The organism is Variovorax paradoxus (assembly GCF_040544635.1).
GTDB lineage: Bacteria > Pseudomonadota > Gammaproteobacteria > Burkholderiales > Burkholderiaceae_C > Variovorax > Variovorax paradoxus_R.
The window spans coordinates 297,247-324,007 of the sequence record NZ_JBEPKJ010000002.1 but is presented as its reverse complement, the minus strand read 5'-3'; the positions used below and the strand labels follow the sequence as shown (position 1 = coordinate 324,007).

Annotated in this window: 23 protein-coding genes and 1 tRNA gene; 7 read left to right on the top strand and 17 right to left on the bottom strand. The window is 64.5% G+C overall.

Translation table 11 applies throughout. The annotated features are described in order from the left end of the window. Positions 1-46 precede the first annotated feature (46 nt). The 12 genes from ABIC94_RS05225 to ABIC94_RS05170 form a co-directional block, all read right to left on the bottom strand. Positions 47-973 (bottom strand): DMT family transporter, encoded by a 927-nt coding sequence (locus tag ABIC94_RS05225; RefSeq protein WP_354371867.1) that lies wholly within the window; start codon positions 971-973, stop codon positions 47-49. A 16-nt stretch (positions 974-989) separates the two neighbouring features. Then, complete coding sequence (typA, locus tag ABIC94_RS05220) at positions 990-2,825, bottom strand: translational GTPase TypA (RefSeq protein ID WP_354371866.1); 1,836 nt, start codon at positions 2,823-2,825, stop codon at positions 990-992. Further along, positions 2,822-3,778, bottom strand: coding sequence for a tRNA pseudouridine(55) synthase TruB (gene truB / locus ABIC94_RS05215; protein WP_354371865.1), 957 nt, complete (start codon positions 3,776-3,778; stop codon positions 2,822-2,824). Before truB ends, typA begins: the two co-directional genes overlap by 4 nt. Position 3,779: 1 nt before the next feature. Further along, the gene (gene rbfA / locus ABIC94_RS05210) at positions 3,780-4,151 is read right to left on the bottom strand and encodes a 30S ribosome-binding factor RbfA (RefSeq protein ID WP_354371864.1); all 372 of its coding nucleotides are present in this window, start codon (positions 4,149-4,151) and stop codon (positions 3,780-3,782) included. Between the two features lie 21 nt (positions 4,152-4,172). Beyond that, positions 4,173-7,124, bottom strand: coding sequence for a translation initiation factor IF-2 (gene infB / locus ABIC94_RS05205; RefSeq protein ID WP_354371863.1), 2,952 nt, complete (start codon positions 7,122-7,124; stop codon positions 4,173-4,175). 24 nt (positions 7,125-7,148) lie between these two features. After that, positions 7,149-8,633 (bottom strand): transcription termination factor NusA, encoded by a 1,485-nt coding sequence (nusA, locus tag ABIC94_RS05200; RefSeq protein ID WP_307701216.1) that lies wholly within the window; start codon positions 8,631-8,633, stop codon positions 7,149-7,151. A 16-nt stretch (positions 8,634-8,649) separates the two neighbouring features. Next, positions 8,650-9,297, bottom strand: a complete 648-nt coding sequence (gene rimP, locus ABIC94_RS05195; RefSeq protein ID WP_354371861.1) for a ribosome maturation factor RimP — start codon at positions 9,295-9,297, stop codon at positions 8,650-8,652. 177 nt (positions 9,298-9,474) lie between these two features. Continuing rightward, positions 9,475-10,665, bottom strand: a complete 1,191-nt coding sequence (locus tag ABIC94_RS05190) for a YbfB/YjiJ family MFS transporter (RefSeq protein ID WP_354371859.1) — start codon at positions 10,663-10,665, stop codon at positions 9,475-9,477. An 18-nt stretch (positions 10,666-10,683) separates the two neighbouring features. Further along, on the bottom strand, positions 10,684-12,318 hold the full coding sequence (locus ABIC94_RS05185; RefSeq protein ID WP_354371858.1) for an ABC transporter ATP-binding protein: 1,635 nt from the start codon (positions 12,316-12,318) through the stop codon (positions 10,684-10,686). Then, positions 12,315-13,358 carry an ABC transporter permease gene (locus ABIC94_RS05180; protein ID WP_354371856.1) on the bottom strand — a complete coding sequence of 348 codons (1,044 nt, stop codon included), beginning with the start codon at positions 13,356-13,358 and terminating at the stop codon, positions 12,315-12,317. Before ABIC94_RS05180 ends, ABIC94_RS05185 begins: the two co-directional genes overlap by 4 nt. Next, positions 13,351-14,385, bottom strand: a complete 1,035-nt coding sequence (locus ABIC94_RS05175; protein WP_354371855.1) for a microcin C ABC transporter permease YejB — start codon at positions 14,383-14,385, stop codon at positions 13,351-13,353. Before ABIC94_RS05175 ends, ABIC94_RS05180 begins: the two co-directional genes overlap by 8 nt. Positions 14,386-14,419: 34 nt before the next feature. Next, complete coding sequence (locus ABIC94_RS05170) at positions 14,420-16,216, bottom strand: extracellular solute-binding protein (RefSeq protein ID WP_354371854.1); 1,797 nt, start codon at positions 16,214-16,216, stop codon at positions 14,420-14,422. A gap of 37 nt (positions 16,217-16,253) precedes the next feature. Between ABIC94_RS05170 and fabI the strand changes: the two genes are divergently transcribed. Continuing rightward, positions 16,254-17,036 (top strand): enoyl-ACP reductase FabI, encoded by a 783-nt coding sequence (gene fabI, locus ABIC94_RS05165; RefSeq protein WP_157613990.1) that lies wholly within the window; start codon positions 16,254-16,256, stop codon positions 17,034-17,036. A gap of 54 nt (positions 17,037-17,090) precedes the next feature. Beyond that, positions 17,091-17,942 carry a DNA ligase gene (locus tag ABIC94_RS05160; RefSeq protein ID WP_354371853.1) on the top strand — a complete coding sequence of 284 codons (852 nt, stop codon included), beginning with the start codon at positions 17,091-17,093 and terminating at the stop codon, positions 17,940-17,942. A gap of 34 nt (positions 17,943-17,976) precedes the next feature. On the opposite strand, the gene ABIC94_RS05155 is transcribed toward ABIC94_RS05160, so the two are convergent. Continuing rightward, positions 17,977-20,283: an arginine/lysine/ornithine decarboxylase gene (locus ABIC94_RS05155; RefSeq protein WP_354371851.1), complete on the bottom strand. Its 2,307-nt coding sequence runs from the start codon at positions 20,281-20,283 to the stop codon at positions 17,977-17,979. Between the two features lie 108 nt (positions 20,284-20,391). On the opposite strand from ABIC94_RS05155, the gene ABIC94_RS05150 reads away from it, so the two are divergent. The 5 genes from ABIC94_RS05150 to ABIC94_RS05130 all read left to right on the top strand — a co-directional run bounded on the left by ABIC94_RS05150 (position 20,392) and on the right by ABIC94_RS05130 (position 22,929). Then, on the top strand, positions 20,392-20,817 hold the full coding sequence (locus ABIC94_RS05150; protein WP_354371849.1) for an NfeD family protein: 426 nt from the start codon (positions 20,392-20,394) through the stop codon (positions 20,815-20,817). Positions 20,818-20,841: 24 nt separating this feature from the next. Then, positions 20,842-21,771 (top strand): SPFH domain-containing protein, encoded by a 930-nt coding sequence (locus ABIC94_RS05145; protein ID WP_354371847.1) that lies wholly within the window; start codon positions 20,842-20,844, stop codon positions 21,769-21,771. Between the two features lie 24 nt (positions 21,772-21,795). Then, positions 21,796-21,886, top strand: a tRNA-Ser gene (locus ABIC94_RS05140). Between the two features lie 71 nt (positions 21,887-21,957). Further along, positions 21,958-22,428, top strand: coding sequence for a hypothetical protein (locus ABIC94_RS05135; RefSeq protein WP_354371845.1), 471 nt, complete (start codon positions 21,958-21,960; stop codon positions 22,426-22,428). Positions 22,429-22,536: 108 nt separating this feature from the next. After that, the gene (locus ABIC94_RS05130; RefSeq protein ID WP_354371843.1) at positions 22,537-22,929 is read left to right on the top strand and encodes a response regulator; all 393 of its coding nucleotides are present in this window, start codon (positions 22,537-22,539) and stop codon (positions 22,927-22,929) included. A gap of 108 nt (positions 22,930-23,037) precedes the next feature. On the opposite strand, the gene ABIC94_RS05125 is transcribed toward ABIC94_RS05130, so the two are convergent. The 4 genes from ABIC94_RS05125 to ABIC94_RS05110 all read right to left on the bottom strand — a co-directional run bounded on the left by ABIC94_RS05125 (position 23,038) and on the right by ABIC94_RS05110 (position 26,756). Beyond that, complete coding sequence (locus tag ABIC94_RS05125; RefSeq protein ID WP_319426085.1) at positions 23,038-24,243, bottom strand: branched-chain amino acid ABC transporter substrate-binding protein; 1,206 nt, start codon at positions 24,241-24,243, stop codon at positions 23,038-23,040. Positions 24,244-24,376: 133 nt separating this feature from the next. Continuing rightward, positions 24,377-24,784 carry a hypothetical protein gene (locus tag ABIC94_RS05120; RefSeq protein ID WP_354371841.1) on the bottom strand — a complete coding sequence of 136 codons (408 nt, stop codon included), beginning with the start codon at positions 24,782-24,784 and terminating at the stop codon, positions 24,377-24,379. Then, entirely contained in the window at positions 24,784-25,227 is a 444-nt protein-coding gene (locus tag ABIC94_RS05115) for a DNA polymerase III subunit chi (RefSeq protein ID WP_354371839.1), read from the bottom strand. The genes ABIC94_RS05120 and ABIC94_RS05115 overlap by 1 nt, the downstream gene beginning before the upstream one ends. Then, positions 25,224-26,756 (bottom strand): leucyl aminopeptidase, encoded by a 1,533-nt coding sequence (locus tag ABIC94_RS05110; RefSeq protein WP_354371837.1) that lies wholly within the window; start codon positions 26,754-26,756, stop codon positions 25,224-25,226. Before ABIC94_RS05110 ends, ABIC94_RS05115 begins: the two co-directional genes overlap by 4 nt. Positions 26,757-26,761: the final 5 nt, after the last annotated feature.

Below are 26,761 nucleotides of genomic sequence, written 5' to 3'. Positions count from 1 at the left end.
TGATCGCGAAGGCCCCGCCAGATGACGGGGCTTTTTTTTCGTTTGCCTAGTGCGCGCCGGGGAGCGCGCTGTCGGGCGCCGCAATGCGCCGTCCGCGCAGCGCCAGCATTTCGTTGAACACCAGTGCGCCGATGACCAGCGCTCCTCCGGTGAGCACGCTGGATGCAGGCGTTTCGCCAGCACCGAGCCAGGCCAGCGCAATGCCGAAGATCACCTCGAGCAACGCGAGCAAGGCGACTTCAGGCGCCTTCAGCACCCGTGCGCAAAGCACGGAGAGCACGCAAGGAATCGCCAGCTGGAACACGCCCAGGAAGGCAAGCAGGCCGAGGTCGTGCACGTTCGCCTGAAAAGGCAGCGCAAAGGGCAGCGTGAACAGCGCGCTGAGCGCCGCGCCGATCAGCACCGCGGGAACCAGGTCGATGTCATGCCCCTTGGCATGCGCATGCTGAACCACCGTCCAGTTGGTGGCGCCGGCCAGCGGCACGCAAAGCGCCACCAGCGTTCCGAGCAGCGATCCGCCCGCCGCCCCGCCTTGCATCAGTTGCGTGCCGTACATCCAGGCAATGCCGAGCCCGGCCACCACGATGGCGACCCAGGTCCGCACGGGCAGCCGGTGGCCGATGAAGAGGCGCGCGGCCAGCGCAGTGAGCAGCGGCCCGAGCGCCATCGTGACCAGCACGCTGGCGGTGGAAGCCAGCGTGAGCGCCACCATGAAGGCCGTGAACATCACGGTCCAGCAGACGCCCGAAATCCAGAGCTCGCGTCCGCCGCGCCGTATCTGGGCAAACACGGCCCGGCCGCGCCAAAGCGGCAAGATCACCAGCAGCGCGAGCAGCGTGAAGAAGCTGCGCCAGAAGGTGATCTCGAAACTGTGCGCCTGAGCAAGGTGCCGCGTGACGACGCCCGCCGTGGCCCACATCAGGGTCACGGCAACCATCAGCCACACAGCCCCGCCGTGCGTCAGGCGCAGCATCGGTCGATGACGGCGATCAGCTCGCCGTTTCGCGGCCGGCCCGCTTGCGCTCGTGCTCTTTCAGGTAGCGCTTGCGCAGACGAACGCTCTTGGGCGTGATTTCGACCAGCTCGTCGTCCTCGATGAATTCCACGCCGTATTCGAGCGTGAGTTCGATCGGCGGCGTGATCTTGATCGCGTCCTCCTTGCCCGAGACGCGGAAGTTGGTCAGCTGCTTGGTACGCGTGGCGTTCACCACCAGGTCGTTGTCGCGGCTGTGAATGCCGACGATCATGCCTTCGTACACCGGGTCGTTGGCGCGCACGAACATGCGGCCGCGGTCGTCCAGCTTGCCCAGCGCGTAGGTGAAGATTTCACCGTCGTCCATCGAGATCAGCACGCCGTTCTTGCGGCTGCCGATGTCGCCCTTGTGCGGTTCGTAGCTGTCGAAGATATTGCTGATGAGGCCCGAGCCGCGCGTCAGGTTCAGGAATTCGTTGGTGAAGCCGATCAGGCCACGCGCCGGAATGCGGTACTCCAGGCGCACACGGCCGCGGCCGTCCGGTTCCATGTTGACCAGCTCGCCCTTGCGCTCGCCCAGTGCCTGCATCACGCCGCCCTGGTGCTGCTCTTCGATGTCGGCCGTGACCAGCTCGATGGGTTCGTGCTTCTCGCCGTTGACGGTGCGGAACACCACGCGCGGCTTCGACACGGCCATTTCATAGCCTTCGCGGCGCATGTTTTCCAAGAGGATGGTCAGGTGCAGTTCGCCGCGGCCCATCACCTCGAAAATGCCTTCTTCGTCGGTTTCGTTCACGCGCAGCGCAACGTTGTGCTGCAGTTCCTTCTGCAGGCGGTCCCAGATCTGGCGGCTGGTGACGAACTTGCCTTCGCGGCCGGCCAGCGGGCTGGTGTTGACGCAGAAGTTCATGGTCAGGGTCGGTTCGTCGACCTTGAGCATGGGCAGCGGCGCCGGGTTGGTGGGGTCGGTCACGGTCACGCCGATGCCGATATCCGCAATGCCGTTGATCAGCACGATCTCGCCCGGGCCGGCTTCGGTTGCCTGCACGCGCTCGAGGCCCTGGAAAGTCAGGACCTGGTTGACGCGGCCCTTGACGGCCTTGCCGTCCGGACCTTCCATCACCACCACGTCCATCATGGGCTTGAGCGTGCCCTGGCTGATGCGGCCCACGCCGATGCGGCCGACGAAGGTCGAGAAATCGAGTGCCGAAATCTGCAGCTGCAGCGGCGCTTCGGGGTCGCCCGTTTGCGCCGGCACGTGCTTCAGGATGGTGTTGAACAGGGCCGACATGTCGGGACCCCACTGCTCACCGGCAGCGCCTTCTTCGAGCGACGACCAGCCGTTGATGCCCGAGGCATACACCACGGGGAAGTCGAGCTGTTCATCGGTGGCGCCGAGCTTGTCGAACAGGTCGAAGGCGGCGTTGACCACCTTGTCGGGGTTGGCGCCCGGCTTGTCGACCTTGTTCACGACCAGGATGGGCTTGAGGCCGAGGGCCAGTGCCTTCTTGGTCACGAAGCGGGTCTGGGGCATCGGGCCTTCTTGCGCGTCGATGAGCAGCACCACGCCGTCGACCATGCTGAGCGCACGTTCCACTTCGCCGCCGAAGTCGGCGTGGCCGGGGGTGTCGACGATATTGATGTGCGTGCCTTCCCAGGTCACGGCGCAGTTCTTGGCCAGGATCGTGATGCCACGTTCTTTTTCGATGGCGTTGTTGTCCATCACCGTGTCGACCACTTTCTCGTGCTCGGCAAAGGTGCCCGACTGGCGCAGCAGTTGGTCGACCATCGTGGTCTTGCCATGGTCCACGTGGGCAATGATGGCGATATTGCGGATTTGCTTGGTACTCATGGTGTCGCTTCGGTCTGTTGTGCGTTCAAAAGAATTTGCTGGATTTCGATGGGGTTCAGCAAGCGCCCCGGAATCAATTCGTTGGCCGTGATGTGGGCCGTTCCCAGAAAGGCCGGCGGCTCGATGCCGAACACGGCCACCTCGTCGGCATCGGCCCAGTCGCCCCGGCGGCGCAGGCCCGAGAGAAAACGTGCCGCATCTTCGTTGCCGAGCATGACGCGGCTGTGGCCGTCCACCAGCGATTCGGCAGGCAGGAGTTGTGCCAGGCGCTCTTCTTCGTCCATGGCCTCGAGCGCTTCGAGCGTGACGCACTGGGCCTCGCCGAAGCCGCCCGTCGCCGTGCGGCGCAGCGACGTCAGGTGCGCACCGCAACCCAGAGCTTCGCCGATGTCTTCGCCAAGAGTGCGAATGTAGGTGCCTTTGCTCACGGTGGCGACAATTCGCACGGCGGTGTCGTCCGTTCGCGTCAGGCTCAGTTGGTGAATCACCACGTTCCGGGCTTCGCGCTCGATCTCGATGCCTTCGCGCGCGTATTCGTACAGCGCCTTGCCGTCTTTCTTGAGCGCACTGTGCATCGGCGGAACCTGGCGGATCGGGCCGGTGAACTGCGCCTCGACACGCGCCAGGTCTTCAGGCGCAACGTGCACCGCGCGCTCGGCAATCACCTCGCCCTCGGCGTCGCCGGTGGCGGTCTTCACGCCCAGGCGGGCCGTGGCCACGTAGGTCTTGTCGGCATCGAGATGCAACTGGCTGAACTTGGTGGCCGCGCCGAAGCACAGCGGCAGCACGCCGGTCGCGAGCGGATCGAGCGTGCCGGTGTGGCCCGCTTTTTCGGCGCGCAGCAACCACTTGGCCTTTTGCAAGGCCTGGTTGCTGGAAAGTCCCAGCGGCTTGTCGAGCAACAACACCCCATGCACAGGGCGCCGCTGCACCCTTGTGCGTGGCGCGTTCATGCTAGTCGTCTTTCGAGCGCGAAGCGACGGCCTGCGCGATGAGCGCATTCATGTCGGCCGCACGTTCGGTGGTGCGGTCGAACAGGAAGTGCAGCGTCGGCACGGTGTGGATGTGCAGGCGCTTGAACAGGCCGTTGCGGAGGAACCCCGCGGCCTGGTTCAGCGCTGCGGTGGTCTCGTCCACGTCGCCCGTGAGCATGCTGAAATAGATCTTCGCGTGCGCATAGTCGGGCGTGACCTCGACCGCCTGGATCGTGACCATGCCCACGCGCGGATCCTTCAACTCGCGCGCGATCAGCTCCGTCAGATCCCGCTGGATCTGGTCGGCAACCTTGAACGCGCGGTTGGGGGTGGCGGCTTTTCTTTTCGGCATGGACTCTCTCGCATCGAACGCTTACAGCGTACGGGCGATTTCCTTGATTTCAAAGAACTCGAGCTGATCGCCCTCTTTGATGTCGTTGTAGTTCTTGAGCTTGATACCGCACTCGAAGCCTTCGCGAACTTCGCGGACGTCGTCCTTCATGCGCTTGATCGAGTCGACTTCGCCGGTGTAGATCACCACGTTGTCGCGCAGCAGGCGGAAATGCGCACTGCGGTTGACCGAACCCGAGGTGATGTACGAACCTGCGACCGTGCCGATCTTCGAGGCCACGAACACCGTGCGGATTTCGGCCGAACCGATGATTTCCTCGCGGCGCTCCGGTGCCAGCATGCCCGACATCGCAACCTTGATCTCGTCCACAGCGTCGTAAATGATGCTGTAGTAGTTCAGCTGCACGCCATTGCCTTCGGCCAGCTTGCGCGCACCGGCATCGGCGCGCACATTGAAGCCGATCACGACAGCCTTGGAGGCGATGGCGAGGTTGATGTCGCTTTCGCTGATGCCGCCGACGCCGGCGTACACGATCTGCACCTTGACCTCTTCGTTCGCCAGCTTGAGCAGCGACTGGGCCAGCGCTTCCTGCGAGCCCTGCACGTCGGCCTTGATGATGATGCGGAGCGTCTGCACTTCGCCGGCCGAGAGGTCGGTGAACATGTTCTGCAGGTTCGCGGCTTGCAGCTTCGCCAGCTTGGTATTGCGGAACTTGCCGGCACGGTAGGTGGCGATTTCGCGCGCACGGCGCTCGTCGGCCATCACCATGAACTCGTCGCCCGCTTGCGGCACTTCGGTCAGGCCCTGGATCTCGACCGGAATCGACGGACCCGCGGACTTGATGGCCTTGCCGTCTTCGTCGAGCATGGCGCGCACGCGGCCATAGGTCGAACCCGCCAGCACCACGTCGCCGGTCTTGAGCGTGCCGGACTGAACCAGCACGGTTGCGACCGGGCCGCGGCCCTTGTCGAGTTGGGCTTCGATGACCAGGCCCTTGGCGGCGGCATCCACCGGCGCCTTGAGTTCCAGCACTTCGGCCTGCAGCAGCACCTGTTCGAGCAGGTCGTCGATGCCCTGGCCCGTCTTGGCGGACACCGGCACGAACGGCACGTCGCCGCCGTACTCTTCAGGCACGACCTCTTCGGCCACCAGTTCCTGCTTCACGCGGTCCGGGCTGGCGTCGGGCTTGTCGATCTTGTTGATGGCAACCACGATCGGCACACCAGCGGCTTTCGCGTGCTTGATGGCTTCCTTGGTCTGGGGCATGACGCCGTCGTCGGCCGCCACCACGAGGATGACGATGTCGGTGGCCTGCGCACCGCGGGCACGCATGGCCGTGAAGGCCTCGTGACCCGGGGTGTCGAGGAACGACACCATGCCGCGTTCGGTTTGCACATGGTAGGCACCGATGTGCTGCGTGATGCCGCCGGCTTCGCCCGCGGCCACCTTGGCGCGGCGGATGTAGTCCAGCAGCGAGGTCTTGCCGTGGTCGACGTGACCCATGACGGTCACGACCGGTGCGCGCGGCAAGGCTTCGGCGGTTTGCGCGCCCACGTCCTCGTCGGTGAAGGCTTCCGGGTCGTCCAGCGCGGCAACGACCGCGTTGTGGCCCATTTCCTCCACCAGGATCATTGCGGTGTCCTGGTCGAGCGACTGGTTGATGGTCGCCATCTGGCCCAGCTTCATGAGCTGCTTGATGACTTCCTGCGCCTTGACGGCCATCTTGTGCGCGAGCTCGGCCACCGTGATGGTTTCAGGCACGTGCACTTCGAGAATGCGCGCCTCGACCGGTGCGGCCTGCACATGCTCTTCGTGACCACCGCGGTCGTTGCTGCCACGGCGGCCGCGCGGGCCTCCGCGCCAGTTGCCGCGGCCAACACCACCGCTGGCATCGCCGCGGGTCTTGATTTCTTTCTTCTTGGCCGGATCGCCAGCCCAGCTCGACGAGAGCTTGGCCGACTTGACTTCCTTGCCGGCGCCGGCGGCGCCAGGCGCAGCAGCACCCGGTGCGGCGGGCGCGCCGGGGCGCGCTGCGGGCGCGGCCGGCTTGTGCAGCGTGCCCTTGACCGCGGCCTTTTCGGGCTGCGGCTTCTCGGGCGCCTTGTGCGGCACCAGCACACGGGCCGGTGCATTCATCATGGCGCGAATGGCTTCGGCTTCGGCGAGTGCCTTGCGGCGACGCTCGTCGAGATCCTTGGCGCGGGCGGCCTCCTCGTCGGCACGGGCCTTCGATTCGGCGGCGGCCTTGGCCTTCGCGTCTTCCTTGGCTTGCGTGGCGGCGGTCTGGGCGGCCAGCTTGGTGTCTGCGGCTTGCTGCTCCGCGGCAGCGGCAGCGGCGGCCACGGGTGCTGCCACCGGCTTGGCCGCTTCCTTTGCGGGCGCGGCGGCGGCTTCGGCAGCGGCCTTCTTCTCGGCGGCGATGCGTGCGGCTTCCTGCTCGGCCTGTTCGGCGCGCTCGGCCTTTTCGGCCTGCTCGCGTTCGCGGGCTTCGGCTTCTTCGCGCAGGCGGCGCTTTTCGACCAGTTCTTCTTCCTGGCGGCGGATCAGCTCGGCCTGGCGGCGCGCCTCTTCCTCGCGGCGAGCCAGTTCGGCCTCGTCGATGCGGGGTGCGGCGGGTGCCGCGGCGGGCGCCTCGGCCACCGGTTGCGCTTCGGGCGTGGCCGGATGGCCGTCTTCGCGCTGGATGAAGGTGCGCTTCTTGCGCACCTCGACCTGGATGGTGCGGGCGCGGCCGGTAGCGTCGGCCTGCTTGATCTCGCTGGTCGACTTTTTCGTCAGCGTGATCTTCTTGCGCTCGGGCTCGGCGGTGCCGTGGCTGGCTTTGAGAAAGCCGAGCAGGCGCTGCTTGTCAGCCTCGGTGAGCGCATCGGTGGGTGCCGCTTTGGGCACGCCTGCGCTCTTGAGCTGGTCAAGCAAGGTTTCGGGAGTCTTCTTGAGCTCGTTCGCGAACTCGGCGACAGTGGTACTGGACATATTGATTTCGTGCCTCCATGACCGTCACTCTTGGCCGGCGAACCAATGTTCGCGGGCTTTCAAGATGAGGGCTTTGGCGTCATCGGCGCTGTGGCCGGTGATCTCGGTGAGTTCATCGACCGCGAGGTCGGCGAGGTCGTCGCGGGTGTGCACACCCGCCTCGGCCAGCTTGGGAATCAGCTCGGGGTCGAGGCCTTCGAGGTCGCGCAGATTCTGCGAGACGGTCTCGACGCCCTCTTCCTTGGCAATTTCCATGGTCAACAGCGCATCCTTGGCGCGCGTGCGCAGCTCGTTGATGGTGTCTTCATCGAAAGCTTCGATCTCCAGCATTTCGGAGATCGGCACATAGGCCACTTCCTCGAGGCTGTTGAAGCCCTCGGAGATCAGGATGTCGGCGATTTCCTCGTCGACGTCGAGCTTTTCCATGAAGAGCTTGCGGCTGGCATCGGTCTCGACGGCCTGCTTCTGCGCAGATTCGTTCGCGTCCATGATGTTGATCTTCCAACCGGTGAGGTCGGAAGCCAGGCGCACGTTCTGGCCGCCGCGGCCGATGGCGATGGCGAGGTTTTCCTCGTCGACCACCACGTCCATGGCGTGCTTTTCCTCGTCGACCACGATCGACGACACGTTGGCCGGAGCCAGGGCGCCAATCACGAATTGCGCCGGGTCTTCGCTCCACAGCACGATGTCGACGCGCTCGCCTGCGAGCTCGTTGGTCACGGCGTTGACACGGGTGCCGCGCACACCGACGCAGGTGCCGATCGGGTCGACACGCTTGTCGTGCGAAAGCACGGCGATCTTGGCGCGCGAACCCGGGTCACGGGCGCAGCTCTTGATTTCGAGCAGGCCTTGTTCGATTTCGGGCACTTCCTGGCGGAACAGCTCGATCATGAACTCGGGCGCCGAGCGCGACAGGATGATCGGTGCGCCGCGCAGCGTCAGGTCGACCTCCATGATCATGGCCCGCACGCGGTCGCCGTTGCGCAGGTTTTCCTTGGCGATCATTTCGCTGCGGCGCAGGCGCCCTTCGACGCGGCCGGCCTCGACGATGATGTCGCCCTTGTCCAGGCGCTTGACGGTGCCCACGAAGATCTTGTCGCCGCGCGACATGAAGTCGTTGAGCAGCATTTCGCGCTCCGCGTCGCGGATCTTCTGCAGGATGACCTGCTTGGCCGCCATGGCGCCGATACGGCCGATGGGCACGGATTCAACCGCTTCCTCGATGTACTCGTCGACTTCGATGTCGGGCATTTCTTCCTTGGCTTCGAACAGGAGAATTTCCTGGTCGGGCAGCTGCAGGCCGGCCTCGTCCGGAACGACGTGCCAGCGGCGGAAGGTTTCGTAGTCGCCGCTGTCACGGTCGACCGAGACGCGGATGTCCACGTCGCCCTGGTGGAGCTTCTTGGTGGCTTGCGCCAGCGCGGATTCGACCGCACCGAAAACCACGTCGCGCTCGACGTTCTTCTCGCGCGAGATCGCATCCACCAACATCAACATTTCGCGATTCATGCCACCACTCCTCTAGTCAGTCCGGAACATTCGTTCCGTCGTCAATATCCGAAAAACCCGGTTGGGTTTTGGCCCTGCGGCCCTTGAAATCCACAATTGGCGCGAGCCGCGCATCGCGCAGCTCGTCCAGCACGAAGCCGAGCGCTTGCAACTTGGCAGGCGCGCGCTTCTTGCTCACTTTTTGACCCGGTTTCGGCTCAGGCGCATCGCTCCAGACGATTTGCCAGCCCGGGGCTCCGTCGGCCCCTTCCGCTTTTTCAGCACGCTCCAGCGTGCCGCGAAATTTCTTGCGGGTGGCAGACACCTGCCCCGCCGCCGCAGCACCCATGGGCGCCTTGAGCGTGATGTCGATGATTTCACCGACGAAACGCTCGAAATCCTGCTCATTGCGAAGCGGACGGTCAATACCCGGCGAGGAAACCTCGAGCCGCTTGTAATCGGCACCATCGACCTCGAGCGCAAACTGCAGCTGCCGCGTGACCTTTTCGCAATCTTCAACCGTCACAAAAGGCTCGGGAATACCGGCAGCCACAGCTTCCGATGTGGGGGCCGTCCAAGGCAAATCAATCGTTACGCGCAGCAATCCCCCGGCCGAGCGTTCGATCTCAACCAGGTCGTAGCCAAGTCCGGCTACGGTTTGTTCCACTGTCTGCTGCAATGCCACGTGTTCGAAAATGCCTTGTAAAAATGCTTATGCGTGCCACCCGCCCGCCACGGGTGCCACGCATCGAGAATGCATAGACCAAAAAAAACGGGCGGTTGGTACCCGCCCGTTTGGTCGTGAGCCTCGAATTATATGCTATTCCTGTGATAAATGAAGGGCTGGAGCGCCTCAAAACGCCTATTGGCGCCGGGATTTCGACCAGACCAGTGCAAACAGCAGGGAACCTAGCGCCAATGCGGCTGCGGCTACCAGCAAGGGCAATTGAAAAGAGCCGGTTCTCTGCGCCAGTGGCGCGGCAAACAGCGGCCCGATGATCTGCCCGACACCATAGGACGCAGTCGCATAGCCGATCAGCCCGGCGGCGGCATTGCCTCGCAACCGGCGGGCATCTCGCATCGCAAAAAGAGTGATGGCCGTAAACGGCATCCCGAGCAGCAAGCTCCCGAGGGCAAAACCCGTGATCGTGGGCCACGCCACCGACAGCACCACGCCCAGCGCCTGGAGCGCATAAGCCACCGCCAGCAGCAACCGGTTGTCCCAGTGAACAGGCGCTCGCGCGCCGATCAGCGCGCCTGGAATGATCGCCAGCCCGAACAGCGGCCAGAAGAAATCGGGCCAGGGCGAGCCCGGCAGCGCCTGGCGTGCAATCACCGGGAGGAACGTGGCGGTAATGATGTAGCCGAAGCCCGCCAGGCCGTACAGCGCGACGAGCCAGATTGCGTCGCTGCGCGCGGAGGCCGATGCAGCCGCCCCGGTCGCGGCAACCGGTGCCGCCGCAGCGCTGCCTGACGCGGGCAAATCGCCATCGTCGAAAACCCGCCAGATCAGCGCCACCAGCACCACAGCCAGCAAGCCCAGGCCGATCCACCCGGCTTCCGAGCCCCAGCGCCCCAGGGCGCCCCCGAGCAGGCCGGTCATGGCAATGCCGATGCCGGGGCCGGTGTAGATCACGCCGGCCAGTGCCGGGGAATTGGTTTCGGCCAATCGCCGCAAGCCCCACCCGGATGCAAAAACGAAGACCCAGGCGCTCATCACCCCGGCCGCCGTGCGCAGGATGCCCCAACTCGTGAAGCTGTGGAGCACACCCATGCCGACCAGCAACACCGCCGTCGCGGCCAAGCCGCCGCGCACCATGCTCTTGGCCTTGATGCCGATGGCCGCGCAGCTGACCGCACCGAGAAAGTAGCCCAGGTAGTTGAGCGAAGCCAGCACGCCTCCGGCCTCGAGCTGGAGCTTTCCCTCGTGCAGCATGATCGGCAGCATGGGCGTGAAGGCGAAGCGCCCCAAACCCATGGCCACAGCCAAAGTAACCATGCAGGCCAGCGCCGCGCGCCAGGCGCCGCGCCGGTTTTGTCCGACTCCCGACATTTTTTCCGATTCCGTTTGTTATTCCAGCAGTGCCGCAGCCACCAGTTTCTTGGTGTAGGGGTGCTCGGGCGCATCGAGCACGCGCTCGACCGGGCCGGCTTCGAGGATGGCGCCATCCTTCATCACGATGACCTGGTGCGCCATGGCACGAATCACTTCGACGTCGTGCGTGATCAGCAAATAGCTCAGGCCCCGCTCGCGCTGCAGGCGCTGGAGCAGGCCGAGAACCTGCTTCTGGATCGTTACGTCGAGCGCGCTGGTGGGCTCGTCGAGCACCAGCAGTTGCGGGTCGACGATCAACGCGCGCGCAATCGCGAGCCGCTGGCGCTGCCCGCCCGAGAACTCGTGCGGGTAACGGTCGAGCAGCGACGGAAACTGCGCCTCGCTCAGGCCTACATCGGCCAGCGCCGCCAGCGCCCGCGCCCGGCGCTGCTCGATGCCAAGTTCAGGAGCGTGCACGCGCAGGCCCTCGCCCACGATCTGTTCGACCGTCATGCGCGGCGAAAGCGAAGAAAACGGGTCCTGAAACACCACCTGCATGACCCGGCGCAGGGCCAGGTCGGACGTTCGATCCACCGCCCAGCCCTTGCCGTCCACCTTCAGTGCGCCGCGGAACTTCAGGAGCCCGAGCGCGGCCAGTGCCAACGTCGACTTGCCCGACCCCGATTCGCCGACCACGCCCATCGTTTCGCCGGGCGCGATGCGGAAATCGGCGTTCTCCACCGCGATGAATTCGCCCTTGCGGAACCAGCCTGCAATGCCGGGCCTGGACACCGGATAGCTCACCCGCAGGCCCGTGGCCTCGAGCACCGGCTGCGCACCGGCGCCCGCGGCCACCGCAACGACGTTGCGTTCCGGATGGCTGTCGATCAGCTTGCGCGTATAGGCATGCTGCGGCGCTTCGAACACGGCAGCAACGGCGCCATGCTCGACGATGTGGCCGTTTTCCATCACGGCGACCCGGTCGGCAAACCGGCGCACGAGGTTCAGGTCATGCGTGATCAGCAGCACGGCCATGCCGTGCTTGCGCTGAAGGTCGGCAAGCAAGTCGAGGATTTGCGCCCGCACCGTGACGTCCAGCGCGGTGGTCGGTTCGTCCGCCAGCAGCAGGCGCGGCTTGCAGGCGAGCGCCATCGCAATCATGGCGCGCTGGCGCTGGCCGCCCGAGAGCTGGTGCGGAAACGCCCTCGCCCGCCGCTCCGGTTCAGGAATGCCGGTATCGGCAAGCAACTGGACGGCGGCCGCCTGCGCCGCTCGCGCCGAAAGGCCTTCGTGCAGTTCGAGCACTTCGGCAATCTGATCGCCCACGCTGTAGAGCGCATTGAGGGCCGTCATGGGCTCCTGGAAGATCATCGCGATCTCCTTGCCGCGGATGCCGCGCAGCTCCCGCTCCGGAATCGACAGCAGTTCGCGCGCCTTGGACGCGCTTCCCGCGTCGAACAGCTTCGCGCTGCCGGTCAGGTCGGCGTTCTGCACCAGCCGCAGCAGCGACAGCGCCGTTACGGTCTTGCCCGAGCCCGATTCGCCGACCAGGGCGAGCTTTTCGCCGGCTGCAATGCGGAAGTCGATGCCATGCACTACGTCCTTGCCGCCGAAGCCGACGCGCAGGCCCTTCACGTCCAGCAACGGCCGAGGAGAGGTCATTTCGCTCATTTGTCGGCCTTCCGCGGATCAAGCGCGTCGCGCAGTGCGTCGCCCATGAAGGTCAGCAGCATCAGTGTGACGACCAGCACCCCGAAGGTGGACAACGAAATCCACCAGGCATCGATGTTGGCCTTGCCCTGGCTCAGCAGTTCGCCGAGCGACGGCGTGCCCGGCGGCACGCCCAGCCCCAGAAAATCGAGCGAGGTCAGCGCCAGGATGGCCGCGCTCATGCGAAACGGCAGGAAGGTGACAACCGGCACCATGCTGTTGGGCAGGATGTGCCGCCACATGATCTGCAGGTTGCCGACACCCAGCGCGCGCGCAGCGCGCACGTAGTCCATCTGGCGGTTGCGCAGGAACTCGGCGCGCACGTAGTCGGACAGGCCCATCCATCCGAACAGGCTCAGCAGGATCAGCAGCAATGCCACGCTGGGCGTAAAGATCGCACTGAAGATGATCAGCAGGTATAGCTCCGGCATCGATGCCCATATCTCTATGAAGCGCTGAAATGCCAGATCGGTCTTGCCGCCGAAGAAGCCCTGGATGGCACCCGTCACGATCCCCAGCACCACGCCAATGGCGGTCAGCGCCAAGGCGAACAGCACGCTCACGCGAAAACCGTAGATCAACTGGGCGAGCAGGTCGCGCCCGCGGTCGTCCGTGCCGAACAGGTTGTCGCGCGAGGGCGCCGACGGATTCGGCAGCTTGGCAAAGTAGTTGAGCGTTTGCGGACCATAGGGGTTGGGCGCATAGATCGCCCAGTTCTTGCCGGCCGTGATCCGCTCCCGGATGAAGGGGTCGAGGTAGTCGGCTGGGGTCTCGAAGTCGCCGCCGAAAGTTTTTTCGGCGTAGTCGCGCAGCACGGGGAAATAGGTTTGTCCCTCGTAGCGCACGACAAGCGGCTTGTCCGTAGACAACACTTCGGCAAACAAGCTCAGCACGACGAGCACCGTGAAGATGGCGAGGCTCCAGAATCCGAGCGGATTCCGGCGAAAGCGGCGCCAGGCGCGGCGCCCCGGGCTGAGCGAGACGGGCAATACGTCAGTCAAATTTCACTCTCGGGTCGACCCAGACGTAGCAAAGGTCGGAAATGAGCTTGGTCAACAGGCCAATCAGCGTGAACAGGTACAGCGTGCCCAGCACCACGGGATAGTCGCGCCGGATCACGCTCTCGTAGCTCAGCAATCCGAGCCCGTCGAGGGAAAAAAGCGTTTCGATCAGCAGCGCGCCCGTGAAGAAAGCGCCAATGAAGGCAGCCGGGAATCCGGTAATGATCGGAATCAGCGCGTTGCGGAAGATGTGTTTCCACAGCACCTGCCGCTCGGCCAAGCCCTTGGCACGGGCGGTCAGCACGTACTGTTTGCGGATCTCTTCCAGAAACGAATTTTTTGTGAGCATGGCGGTGACGGCGAAGCTGCCGAGCACCATGGCCGTCACAGGCAGGGTGATGTGCCAGAGATAGTCAACGATCTTCGCCCCCCAGCTCATGGTTTCCCAGCTGGGCGATGTCAGCCCGCGCAAGGGAAACCACTGCAGCTGCCCGCCGAAGATGACGAGCAGCGCAACCCCCAGCACGAAGCCGGGAATCGCATAGCCGACCAGCACGATGAGTGTGGTGACGAAGTCGAAGCGTGAACCGGCCCGCACTGCCTTCGCGACGCCGAGCGGTACCGCGATCAAGTAGCTGATGAAAAAGGTCCAGAGGCCCAGGCTGATCGATACCGGTAGCTTTTCCTTCACGAGGTCCCAAACGGCCTTGCGCTGATAGAAGCTCTGCCCGAGATCGAGTCGTGCAAAAGACTTGAGCATCTGCCAGAAGCGCTCGTGCGCGGGCTTGTCGAAGCCGTAGAGTTTCTTGATCTCCTCGATGCGCTGCGGGTCGAGTCCCTGGCGACCACGGTAGCCGGCGCCTCCCGCCGCGGCCCGCTCGCCGCCGGAGTCGCGGCCCTGCAACTGCGACACCATCTGCTCGACAGGCCCTCCGGGCACGAACTGGATGACCGCGAAGGTGACGACCAGCACGCCCAGGAGCGTCGGGATCATCAGCAGCAGGCGCTTGAAGATGTAGCTGGCCATCAGGGTGCGGTGCTCCAGGACACGTGGGCCTCGTTCACTTGTTTGCGGGCGAGGCCCACCACGTAGAGAGGGCCCAATCGCCGGCATCGTAGTACGGCGGAATGGTCGGCGGCAGGATGACGCCGGCCGGCCGGTAGCCGATCAGGAAGGCGCTGCCGTAATACATGGGAATCGAGTAGTGGCCGTGCGACAGCACGCGGTCGAGCACTCGCATGGCTGTAGCGAGTTCTGGTCGCGTGGTCGCGGCAACCACCTTGCCAAGGATGGCGTCCACCGCCGGGTCTGCGATACCCCAGGAATTGCTCGACCCCGTGGTTTCCGCGGCCTTCGAACCGAACAGTTCGAAGAGTTCGCCTCCCGGCGCAGTGCTGCCGGGAAGCCGCCGGCTCGTCATGTCGAAGTCATGGTTGTCCATGCGCTGCTGCGCCAATGAGAAATCGACCGTGCGAAAAGTCGTTTCGATGCCCAGCTTCTTCAGCGCGGTCTGCAGCGGCGTCACGACGCGGATCATCGTGGGCTGGTCGTTCAAGAATTCGATCGTGAAGGCCTCGTTCTTGTCATTGCGCAGGGCGCCGTCGCGGTAGGTCCAGCCGGCTTCGGCGAGCAGCGCCCTCGCCTCGCGCAGGTTGTCGCGCAGGCTGCCCGGAGGCTCGGTGCTCGAGGGCTTTGGCGCGGGCCCGAACACCTCGGGCTTGAGCTTGTCGCGCAGCGGTTCCATCAGCGCCAGCTCGTCGGGCTTGGGCAGGCCGTCGGCGTGGAACTCGCTGTTCGGAAAGTAGCCCTGCACCCGCTTGTAGAGCCCGTAGAACAGCTGCCGGTTGAGCCACTCGAAGTCCATGGCAAGGCCGATGGCCCTGCGAACGCGCACGTCCTTGAACTTGTCCCTTCGGGTGTTGAAGATGTAGCCCTGGAAATCGCCCGGGTTCTGGTTCTCGAAGGCGCGCTTGACGATCTCGCCGCTGTCGAACTGCTTGCCCTTGTACTGGCGCGCCCAGTTGCGCGAAGTGAATTCGCGCATGAAGTCGAACTCGCCGGCTTTCAGCCCCTCGAAGCGCGCGGTCTCGTCGAGGTACACCTTGTAAGTGATGCGGTCGAAGTTGAAGAGCCCCTTGCGCACCGGCAGGTCGGCGCCCCAATAATCGGCGCGGCGCACATAGCTGATGTCACGGCCGAGGCGGTCGCTGGCGGGCTTGTAGGGGCCTGACGCGATGGGCACCTCGGTGACGATCTGGTCGAAGGGCTTGCCCGCGCCCCACTTGCGGCTGAAGACCGGCATGCCGCCGATCACCAGGGGCAGCTCCCGGTTCGGGCTTGCGAAATCAAAGCGCACCGTGCGTTCGCCGACGGCGGTCGCCTTCTTCACCTCGGCGTAGATGGTGCGGAACTGCGGCGCGGCGAGCTTGCCGGTCAGGGTCTCGAACGAATGCACCACGTCGGCGGCCAGCACCGGCGAGCCGTCATTGAAGCGGGCCTTGGGATGGAGCCGGAAGGTCGCCGAAAGCCGGTCGGCTGGAACATCCACATCTTCGGCCAGCAGGCCGTATACCGTGGTTGGCTCCTCCAAGTTGCCGGTCATGAGGCTCTCGAACATGAGAGGGCCAAGGCCCGAGGGCGCAGTGCCCTTGAGCGTGAACGGATTGAACTTGTCGAAATTTGTCGGCCGGGTCGGCGGCACCAGCCTGAATTCGCCCCCTTTGGGCGCTTGGGGGTTCACGTAGTCGAAGTGCGTGAAACCGGGCGGATACTTGATATCGCCGAATTGCGCATAGGCATGGGCGGCCCACGAAGGAGCCGCCGAGAACGCCAACAATAAAAGCAGCCAACCTCGCATGCGAGAATTCTGCCCAAGATTTTCACGAGGCAACTTCATGGGCTTTCTTTCCGGCAAAAAACTGTTGATCACCGGCGTGCTGAGCAATCGCTCCATCGCCTACGGCATTGCCAAGGCATGCCACGAACAAGGCGCGGAACTCGCCTTCAGCTATGTCGGCGAGCGATTCAAGGACCGTATCACCGAATTCGCCGCCGATTTCGACTCCAAGCTGATTTTTGACTGCGACGTGGGCGACGACGCGCAGATCGACAAGCTCTTTGCCGATCTGGCGCAAACCTGGCCCAAGTTCGACGGCTTCGTGCACAGCATCGGCTTCGCGCCGCGCGAAGCCATCGCTGGCGACTTTCTCGAAGGGCTGTCGCGCGAAGGCTTCAAGATTGCCCACGACATCAGCGCCTACAGCTTTCCGGCCATGGCCAAGGCGGCCCTGCCCTATCTGAACGACAAGTCGGCGCTACTGACGCTGACCTACCTGGGTGCCGAACGCGCGCTGCCCAACTACAACACCATGGGCCTGGCCAAGGCCTCGCTCGAAGCGTCGGTGCGCTATACCGCGGCTTCGCTCGGCCCCAAGGGCATGCGGGTCAACGGCATCAGCGCCGGTCCGATCAAGACGCTGGCGGCCAGCGGCATCAAGGGTTTCGGCAAGATGCTGTCCGCCGTGGCAGACGCCTCTCCGATCCGGCGCAACGTGACCATCGAGGAAGTCGGCAACGTGGCCGCCTTCCTGCTGAGCGACCTGGCCAGCGGTGTGACCGCCGAAATCACCTACGTGGATGGCGGCTTCAGCAACGTGGTGGCGGGAATGGCCGAATAAGGGCGTCGCTCCCGGCTTCGACAGAGCATTTCTTCATCGATTGGCAACGGCTTCTTGCTGACCCGACGCTCGCTCCTGCTCGCCGGGCTTGGTGCGCTGGCAGCCCGTGCGGCTGCGGCGCGCGAAGCCGCGCCAGCGTTGATGCTGGCCGAGGTCTACCGCCCCGGCATGTCGCTGGCCGACTACTGGGTCAGCGAGAAATACGACGGGGTGCGCGGCTACTGGGACGGCAAGCGGCTCTGGACGCGCGGCGGCGAGCCGGTGACAGCGCCCGCCTGGTTCACCGCTTCGCTGCCGAAGCAGCCGCTCGACGGCGAACTGTGGGCCGGCCGGGGCCAGTTTTCGCATGCGGTTTCTACGGTGCGCAGCCAGACGCCCAACGACACGGCCTGGCACAGCATGCGCTTCATGGTGTTCGACCTGCCGGCCCAGGGCGGTGATTTCACGGCGCGGCTCGCGGCCCTGCGCAAACTGCTGCCGATCACCGATGCGCCATGGGTGGTGCCCGTGCCCCAGGAGCGCGCCACCACGCATGCGGAGCTGCAGGCGCTGCTCGACAAGACGGTGAAGATGGGCGGCGAAGGCCTCATGCTGCACCGGGGCGGATCGCTCTACCGCGCAGAACGCAACGCCGACCTGCTCAAGGTGAAGCCGCATGAAGACGCCGAAGCCCGCGTGGTCGGGCACGTTCCTGGCAAAGGCAGGCACAGTGGCCGGCTCGGCGCGCTGCTGGTCGAAACGCCAGAAGGCAGGCGCTTCAAGCTCGGCACGGGCCTGACCGACGCCGAGCGCGAGAACCCGCCCGCGGTCGGAAGCTGGGTGACTTACCGCTTCAACGGCACCAACCCCGGCGGCCTGCCGAGGTTTGCCCGCTTCATGCGGGTGCGGCTCGACCTGTCCTCCTGAAGCGCAGCGCGCGAGCGCGCGCCGCCCTGCTTTCTTATTTCTTCGTCTTCGGCGCGGCCACGCAGTCCGCGTAGTAGCGCTTCTTGCCGGTTTCGTCGACGCGAGCCACCAAGCCGTGGATGTCGGTCTCGAAGCCCGGGCACTGCAGGTTGAATTCGCGCGAGAACTTAAGGTAATCAACGATCTTCTTGTTGAACACTTCGCCTGGAATCAGCAGCGGAATGCCCGGCGGGTACGGCGTGATCAGGCTGGTGGTGATGCGGCCTTCGAGCTCGTCGATTTCCACGCGCTCGGTCTTGCGGTGCGCGATGTGGGCGAAAGCGTCGCTGGGCTTCATGGCCGGCGTGAGATCACTCAGGTACATCTCGGTCGTGAGGCGCGCCACGTCGTAGCGTGCGTAGAGCTGATGAATGTGCTGGCACAGGTCGCGCAGGCCCAGGCGCTCGTAGCCGGGGTGCTGCTGGCAGAACTCGGGCAGGATGCGCCACATCGGCTGGTTGCGCGCGTAGTCGTCCTTGAACTGCTGCAGCGCCGTGAGCAGCGTGTTCCAGCGGCCCTTGGTGATGCCGATGGTGAACATGATGAAGAAGCTGTAGAGCCCGGTCTTCTCCACGATCACGCCGTGCTCGGCGAGAAACTTGGTGACCACGCTCGCGGGAATACCGGTCTCGGCGAAGTTGCCTTCGAGGTCGAGGCCGGGCGTCACGATGGTCGACTTGATCGGGTCGAGCATGTTGAAGCCGTCGGCCAGCTCACCGAAGCCATGCCAGTTGCGCGGCGACTTCTTATTCTTAGGCTTGCCGTTCTTCTCGCCCGTCATGATCCAGTCTTCGGCGCGGCCAATGCCCTCGTCGACGAGCTTTTCGGGACCCCAGACCTTGAACCACCATTCGTCCTTGCCGAACTCGGCCTCGACCTTGCGCATGGCGCGGCGGAAGTCGAGCGCTTCGAGAATGCTCTCCTCCACCAGCGCGGTGCCGCCGGGCGGCTCCATCATGGCGGCGGCCACGTCGCAGCTCGCGATGATGGCGTACTGCGGGCTGGTCGACGAGTGCATCAGGTAGGCCTCGTTGAACAGGTCGCGGTCGAGCGCGCGGTTCTGCGAGTCTTGCACCAGCACGTGGCTGGCCTGGCTGATGCCGGCGAGCAACTTGTGGGTCGACTGCGTGGCGAACACCAGCGATTCCTTCGGCCGCACGCGGCGTTTGCCCATCGCGTGATAGGCGCCGTAGAACGGGTGGAAGGCCGCATGCGGCAGCCATGCTTCGTCGAAGTGCAGCGTGTCGACGTAGCCGTCGAGCATGTTCTTGATGGTCTCGGTGTTGTAGATCACGCCGTCGTAGGTCGACTGGGTGAGCGTCATCACCCGCGGCTTGACCTTGTTGGGATCCACGTCGGCGAGCAGCGGGTTGGCCTTGATCTTGGCCTTGATGGCGCTCTGCTCGAACTCGCTCTTCGGAATCGGCCCGATGATGCCGAAATGGTTGCGCGTGGGCTTCATGAACACCGGAATCGCGCCGGTCATGATGATCGCGTGCAGGATCGACTTGTGGCAGTTGCGGTCGACCACCACCACGTCGTCCGGCGCCACCGTGTGGTGCCACACCATCTTGTTGCTGGTGCTGGTGCCGTTGGTCACGAAGAAGCAATGGTCGGCATTGAAGATGCGCGCCGCATTCCGCTCGCTGGCCGCCACCGGACCGGTGTGGTCGAGCAGTTGGCCGAGTTCTTCCACCGCGTTGCAGACGTCGGCGCGCAGCATGTTCTCGCCGAAGAACTGGTGGAACATCTGGCCCACCGGGCTCTTCAGGAACGCCACGCCGCCCGAGTGGCCCGGGCAGTGCCAGGAGTACGAACCGTCTTCGGCGTAGTCGATCAGCGCCTTGAAGAACGGCGGCTGCACGCCCTCGAGATAGCTCTTGGCCTCGCGGATGATGTGGCGCGCCACGAATTCCGGCGTGTCCTCGAACATGTGGATGAAGCCGTGCAGCTCGCGCAAGATGTCGTTCGGAATATGGCGCGAAGTCTTGGTTTCGCCGTAAATATAGATCGGCACGTCGGCGTTCTTGCGCCGCACCTCGCCGATGAAGCTGCGCAGGCTGAGCACGGCCGGGTCCAGGTCCGGACCCACGGTAAATTCCTCGTCGTCGATCGACAGGATGAACGCGCTGGCGCGGCTTTGCTGCTGAGCGAATTGGCTCAGGTCGCCGTAGCTCGTGACGCCCAGCACCTCGAAGCCCTCGCTTTCGAAGGCCTGCGCAAGCGCGCGAATACCGAGGCCCGAGGTGTTTTCGGAGCGGAAGTCCTCGTCGATGATGACGATGGGGAAGCGAAATTTCATGAGCGGGGCTCCGGACAGGCAATGAGGCGCGAAGTGTACGGAATTCGGATGAAGGATTGCGTGAGCTTTTGACTCAGAATGTCGAGCGTCCAACAAAGAGGAGAAGTCATGGCGAATTCCACCATCTGGTGGCTGATAGCGGGAGCGGCCATCGTGCTCGAGCTGCTCTCGGGTACGGTTTACCTGTTGCTGCTGGCCGCCGGCTTCGCGGCCGCCGCCGTTGCGGCCCACATGGGTGCCGGCACCGTCGCGCAACTGGTCGTGGCGGCCGTGGTGGGCGTGGGCGCGGTCCTGGCCTGGTATGCCGTGCAGCGGCGGCGACCGGCAGCACCGGCCACCGGCGCAAATCGCGATGTCAACCTGGACATCGGTGAGATCATCCACATCGAGGCATGGAACCCCGACGGCACGGCCACCGTACGCTATCGGGGTGCCCAGTGGACCGTCGTTCAGCGTGCGGGCCGTACCCCTTCGACCGGCGAGCATCGCGTGGTCGAGGTCATCGGCAGCCGTCTCGTGGTCGAGAAGACCTAATCAGAATTCAAGAGGAGAAACATCATGGAATTTTCGATTCCCATCATCATCCTGGTCATTGCGATCATCGTCATCAGCCAGTCCGTCAAGTTCGTGCCGCAGCAGAACGCATGGGTGCGCGAGCGCCTGGGCAAATACCACAGCACCATGACGCCGGGGCCCAATTTCCTGATTCCGTTCATCGACAAGGTCGCCTACAAGCACAGCCTGAAGGAAATTCCGCTCGACGTGCCCAGCCAGATCTGCATTACGCGGGACAACACGCAACTGCAAGTCGACGGCATTCTGTATTTCCAGGTGACCGACCCGATGCGCGCGAGCTACGGCTCGTCGAACTACATCGTGGCCGTGACGCAGCTGGCGCAAACGTCGCTGCGCAGCGTGATCGGCAAGCTCGAGCTCGACAAGACCTTCGAGGAGCGCGACGTCATCAATGCGCAGGTGGTTGCCGCCATCGACGAAGCGGCACTCAACTGGGGCGTGAAGGTGCTGCGCTACGAAATCAAGGACCTGACGCCGCCCAAGGAAATTTTGCTGGCCATGCAGGCGCAGATCACCGCGGAGCGCGGCAAGCGCGCGCTCATCGCGGCTTCCGAAGGCCGCCGCCAGGAACAGATCAATATCGCCACCGGCGAGCGCGAAGCCTTCATCGCACGCTCCGAGGGCGAGAAGCAGGCCCAGATCAACAACGCCCAGGGCGAGGCGGCCGCCATCACGGCCGTGGCCACCGCCACGGCGGACGCCATCGAGCGCGTGGCAGCGGCTATCCAGAAGCCCGGCGGCGAACAGGCCGTGCAGCTCAAGGTGGCCGAGCGCGCCGTCGATGCCTATGGCAAGGTTGCGGCCGATTCCAAGACCACGCTGATCGTGCCCAGCAACATGACCGAAACCGCCGCGCTCATCGCTTCGGCCATGCGCATGGTTCAAGCCGGCAAGCCGCAAAATCCGGCCTGAGCGACTGCTACAATCGAAGGCTCAGGAGCGGTGGATGAGCGGTTTAAGTCGCACGCCTGGAAAGCGTGTGAGGGTTAATAGCCCTCCGCGGGTTCGAATCCCGCCTGCTCCGCCAGAGATTGATTGTTCGTAACCGTTCGCGAACATGTAGACAGAGAAAAAAGCCCGAGTTGCCCCCAAAGCATCTTGGGCTTTTTTGTTGCTGCGTTGTACTTCAGCAACGCGGCCTGTCGTGCCGGTCATGGTCGTCTGGCGGTACCATCCAAAGGTCTTACTTTTTTCGCCTGCAAAGGAGCCCGGATGGCCGGACAACAACAAACCTCATCGCGTGGCGACACGTCACTCGAACAGACATTGGAGAAAACCGAAGCGGTTGCCGCCGATGTGCAGCGGGCATCGGACAACCTCGCGGTCGTGAACACGGTTCTCGAGCAGGGGCTGCCTGAAGAGGTACAGGTGGGCGACGTGGCCCAGGCCATCGAGCACACCAGCCAGCTCGAGGAAAAGCTGGCCAAGTCGGCGGAAACGCTGGCCGAGGTGAACGCCGCCTTGAGCGAAGAAATCGAAAAGCGCCTCGAGATCACTGCCGAGCGCGACGAAAGCCAGGCACAAGCCGAGGAACTCAAGGCAAGAATCCGAACCGGCGCTGCGGACTGACCGTTTCCACGGTCTGTCCCGGCGGAATGGATCGCTCCTTATCCCTTCTCCTACGCTGCGGACCGCTCCGGCACGCTACGCTATTGGTTCTCAAAGCGAAACCACGGCATGGCCCTCATCACGTTCCTCGTCGAGGACAACAAGACCATCAGAGACAACCTGGTCCCGGCCCTCGAGGATCTGGTCAATGGCCAAGTCGTCGGGTTTGCTGAAACCGAGTCGGCCGCGCTTGCCTGGCTCGCCGCACACCCCCACGACTGGCAGTTGCTCATCATCGATCTGTTCCTGAAGGAAGGTTCCGGCCTTGGCGTGCTCTCGGGCTGCAAGACCCGCGGCCCGGGCCAGCGCGTGGTGGTGCTGAGCAACTACGTCACAGCCGACATCCGCGCCCGCTGCGAGGCATTGGGCGCCGACGCGGTATTCGACAAATCGCGGGACCTCGACGCCTTCATCGAATACTGCAACACCGACCGGCCCTCGGGGCTTGCCGCCCTGAACTGACACGACCTGATCCGACCTGGCTGGCGCAAGCAGCAGGCGGACATGAAAAAAGGGCCCGAAGGCCCTTTTCTTTTTGGCGCATTGCTGCGCGCACTGTCGTGGAGCCGATCAGCGCACCACGGCGATTTGCGTACGCACGCCACCCTTGTAGGTGAAGAGCGTCAGCGCGCCGTTCTTGATGTCGCCCTTTTCGTCGAAGGCGATCGGGCCGGTCACGCCCTTGTATTGCACCTTGCCGACTTCCGGCAGGTACTTTTCAGGGTCGGAAGAACCGGCCTTGACCATGGCTTCGGCCAGCACGTTGACCGCGTCGTACACGTACGGTGCATAGATCTGAACTTCCACGCCGTTCTTGGCCTTGAACTTGGCCTTGAAGTCTTCCAGCGGCTGCTTGAAGTCGCCGTCGACACCGCCGGCTTCGGCGCAAACCACCATCTCTTCGCCGATGGCATCGCCAGCCAGCTTCGGCAGTTCGCCGGTGCACAGGCCGTCGCCGCCCATGAACTTGACGTTCAGGCCGAGTTGCTTGACTTGCTTGAGCATCGGGCCGCCCACGGCGTCCATGCCGCCGAAGAACAGCACGTCGGGCTTGGCAGCCTTGAGCTTGGTCAGGATGGCGTTGAAGTCGGTCGACTTGTCGGTCGTGAATTCGTGGCCGACGATGGTCGCGCCGGCCGCCTTGGCGGCCTTCTCGAATTCTTCGGCAACGCCTTGGCCGTAAGCCGTGCGGTCGTCGATCACGGCAATGTTCTTGCCCTTGAGCGTTTCGACAGCGTACTTGCCCAGCGTGCCGCCGAGCTGCGTGTCGTCGGCCACCACGCGGAACGTGGTCTTGAAGCCTTGGCGCGTGTACTTGGGGTTGGTTGCCGACGGCGAAACCTGCGGAATGCCGGCGTCGCTGTAGAGCTTCGATGCGGGAATGGTGGTGCCCGAATTCAGGTGGCCCACGATGCCGTTGACCTTGCTGTCGACCAGCTTCTGGGCCACTGCCGTGCCTTGCTTCGGATCGCCGGCGTCGTCTTCTGCCAGCAGTTCGAACTTGGCAACCTTGTCGCCGATCTTGAGGCCCTTGGCATTGAGGTCTTCGATGGCCATCTTGGCGCCGAACTCGTTGTCCTTGCCAAGGTGGGCAATGGCACCGCTGGTGGGGCCAACGTGGCCGATCTTGACGATCAGTGCGTCTGCCGGAGGCGCTGCAGGTGCCGGAGCCGCTGCCGTGGGCGCCGGTGCGGCGGGCGCAGCAGCTTCTTCTTTCTTGCCGCAAGCCACGAGCGTGAGAGCAGCCAGTGCGACCGCAGTCCATTTCAATTGCATGAGAACCTCCAGAACATTGATAAAAAACTAAAAACCGGTCGTGTGATCCGGGCGCGCAGACCTCGCAAGTTTCGCGCCGCAGACCAGCGGCACCCTCACGCCTACCGACCTGGCGCGCAGTTTAGCTGAAGCTTTATCCTCTGGAAGCTGGCGTAGACCCTGTGTTTTCCGAGAGCTCGGCGGCCATCGCCTCTATCACTAAAGCACGCAATACGGCCTCGATTTCTTCGCGCAGCCGAGGCACCATCGCATCGAGTTGCTGTTGAACGGCTGCCGAAACCGTATCGCTCAAACGCTCTTCCAGAGACAGGTCCACGCGCTGCAGCACCCGGTGCAAGAGCTGCTCTTCGAGGCGCACGATTTCGGCGTCGGACCGCTGCTCGGCCGGCGGCAATGCAACGGCTTCGGCGGGGTCGACCGCCGGTGCCGGCGAGATGGAGGGGGGTTTGGCCGCCTCGGCTGCCACGGGCTCGGTCGGCAGGTCGAGCACCGTGGTCAACGTGGGAACGAACTTGGGCGGTGTACGCAGGGTGCTGGCCATCAGGAAGCGCTCCTCGCAAAGTCGTGCGGCTGGATGGTGTAGCCCCGATCGGCATAGTGGCGCCACCGCGATCGGCCGATTTGCCGGTCGCCGGCCTCGTCGCTCACGATGTCGATCAGGCGCTCGAAGCGCTCGAAGCCCGCCGGAACTTCGGGCCCCAGGTTCACGAGCATTTCGCGGTGCGGGAGCGATGCGGCATCTGCACCCTCGGCCGAAAGAATGACCGGCGAGCGGGCCACCATGTGCGCTTGCGCGTCGCCGCGGCAATGCGCAATGAAGTCGGAGGGCGCCAGTTGCCAGAGCGCGGCATCGACCGCCTCCAGCATTTGCGCTTCGCCCACCACGACGACGCGCAGCCCGCGCGCGCTCACGGCCTTTCGAACCAGCCGGCAGGCGTAGTTGACCTTGTCCGGCGTATTGAAATGAAAACCGATTTCCGTCACTGCGCGGACCGGGCTTTCCGGGCGGCAGCCCCGGTGCTCTTGCGCCCAGCCTTCGGCGCGGCAGTGCCGGCTGCCCCGCTGCGTGCGCGCTCCATCAAATAGGAAACCAGCAGGCCCACCGGGCGCCCGGTCGATCCCTTGGCGGCCCCGCTCTTCCAGGCCGTGCCCGCGATGTCCAGGTGGGCCCAGACGAAATCGCCAGCAAAGCGCTGCAGGAACTTGGCCGCTGTAATGGCACCGCCGGCACGGCCCGCCACGTTGGCAACATCGGCAAAATTGCTTTTGAGGCCGTCGGCATATTCGTCGTCGAGCGGCAGGCGCCAGCAGCGGTCTTGCGATTCTTCTCCGGCCGCCTGGAGTGCGGCGGCCAGCGCTTCGTCGGCCGTGAAGAGGCCGCTGCGCACGCCGCCCAGCGCCACCACGCAGGCGCCGGTGAGCGTGGCGATGTCGATCACGGCCGCCGGGTCGAATCGCTTGGCGTAGGTCAGCGCGTCACACAGGATGAGGCGCCCTTCCGCGTCAGTGTTCAGCACCTCGATGGTCTGCCCGCTCATGCTGGTGACCACGTCGCCGGGCTTGATGGCGCGGCCGTCGTTCATGTTCTCGCACGAGGGCACCAGGCCCACCACGTTGATCGCCGGCTGGATTTCGCCCAGCGCACGGAAGGTGCCGAGCACGCTGGCTGCGCCGCACATGTCGAACTTCATTTCGTCCATTTCGGCCGCCGGCTTGAGCGAGACACCGCCGGTGTCGAAGGTAATGCCCTTGCCGACCAGCACCACGGGCGCCTGGTCCTTGGGGCCGCCCTGGTAGCGCAGCACGATGAAGCGCAGCGGCTCGGCCGAGCCTTGCGCCACGGCGGCGAACGAGCCCATGCCGAGTTTCTGCACTTCCTTGGGGCCCAGCACCTCGCATTTGATGCGGGGCAACTTGGCCAGGTCCTTGGCGGCCTCGGCCAGCAAGGTGGGCGTGCAATAGTTACCGGGCCGGTTGCCCCACTCCTTGGCAAGCTCGATGCCTGAGACCGTGGCGCGGGCTTCGTCGAAGGCCTTGCTCACGGCCGCGGCGTCGGCCACGCCGAGCGTGAGGTTGCGGATGGTGCGCCCGCCCTCGCCGTTGGTGGCCTTCGATTTGGTCGTGGTGTAGACGTAGCTGGCATCGGCCGCCGCAGCAACGGCGCACCCCACCGCCGCGCTGCCGGCGTCGTGCGCGAACACGACCACCACTCGCTTCGGCCCGTGGGCCTTGGCCGCGTTGACCGCCGCGATGACGCCGCTGCGCACCGACGCGGGCTTGCCGTCGCCGATGGCGGCGAGCACGACGCGCGACGCCACCACCTCGTCCGGGTGGTACAGCGCAAGCAGCTTTCCGGCCTTGTCGGGCAGGTCGCCGGCCTTGCGGGCGCTGGCAATCAGCGCGGAAAGCGGGTCCTTGGCGGTGATGGGCGCACTGCCGACGAGCACGATGAGTACGTCGGATTTTTCGGCCGCGGCGCGGGCGACGGTGAGGGTCTTGAGCTGAAAGTCCATAATCC

Bases quoted from the DNA above. Each gene is read 5' to 3' on its own strand.
- ABIC94_RS05225 (WP_354371867.1), bottom strand. From the start codon at position 973: ATGCTGCGCCTGACGCACGGCGGGGCTGTGTGGCTGATGGTTGCCGTG.
- typA (WP_354371866.1), bottom strand. From the start codon at position 2,825: ATGAGTACCAAGCAAATCCGCAATATCGCCATCATTGCCCACGTGGAC.
- truB (WP_354371865.1), bottom strand. From the start codon at position 3,778: ATGAACGCGCCACGCACAAGGGTGCAGCGGCGCCCTGTGCATGGGGTG.
- rbfA (WP_354371864.1), bottom strand. From the start codon at position 4,151: ATGCCGAAAAGAAAAGCCGCCACCCCCAACCGCGCGTTCAAGGTTGCC.
- infB (WP_354371863.1), bottom strand. From the start codon at position 7,124: ATGTCCAGTACCACTGTCGCCGAGTTCGCGAACGAGCTCAAGAAGACT.
- nusA (WP_307701216.1), bottom strand. From the start codon at position 8,633: ATGAATCGCGAAATGTTGATGTTGGTGGATGCGATCTCGCGCGAGAAG.
- ABIC94_RS05190 (WP_354371859.1), bottom strand. From the start codon at position 10,665: ATGTCGGGAGTCGGACAAAACCGGCGCGGCGCCTGGCGCGCGGCGCTG.
- ABIC94_RS05185 (WP_354371858.1), bottom strand. From the start codon at position 12,318: ATGAGCGAAATGACCTCTCCTCGGCCGTTGCTGGACGTGAAGGGCCTG.
- ABIC94_RS05175 (WP_354371855.1), bottom strand. From the start codon at position 14,385: ATGGCCAGCTACATCTTCAAGCGCCTGCTGCTGATGATCCCGACGCTC.
- ABIC94_RS05170 (WP_354371854.1), bottom strand. From the start codon at position 16,216: ATGCGAGGTTGGCTGCTTTTATTGTTGGCGTTCTCGGCGGCTCCTTCG.
- fabI (WP_157613990.1), top strand. From the start codon at position 16,254: ATGGGCTTTCTTTCCGGCAAAAAACTGTTGATCACCGGCGTGCTGAGC.
- ABIC94_RS05155 (WP_354371851.1), bottom strand. From the start codon at position 20,283: ATGAAATTTCGCTTCCCCATCGTCATCATCGACGAGGACTTCCGCTCC.
- ABIC94_RS05150 (WP_354371849.1), top strand. From the start codon at position 20,392: ATGGCGAATTCCACCATCTGGTGGCTGATAGCGGGAGCGGCCATCGTG.
- ABIC94_RS05145 (WP_354371847.1), top strand. From the start codon at position 20,842: ATGGAATTTTCGATTCCCATCATCATCCTGGTCATTGCGATCATCGTC.
- ABIC94_RS05130 (WP_354371843.1), top strand. From the start codon at position 22,537: ATGGCCCTCATCACGTTCCTCGTCGAGGACAACAAGACCATCAGAGAC.
- ABIC94_RS05125 (WP_319426085.1), bottom strand. From the start codon at position 24,243: ATGCAATTGAAATGGACTGCGGTCGCACTGGCTGCTCTCACGCTCGTG.
- ABIC94_RS05120 (WP_354371841.1), bottom strand. From the start codon at position 24,784: ATGGCCAGCACCCTGCGTACACCGCCCAAGTTCGTTCCCACGTTGACC.
- ABIC94_RS05110 (WP_354371837.1), bottom strand. From the start codon at position 26,756: ATGGACTTTCAGCTCAAGACCCTCACCGTCGCCCGCGCCGCGGCCGAA.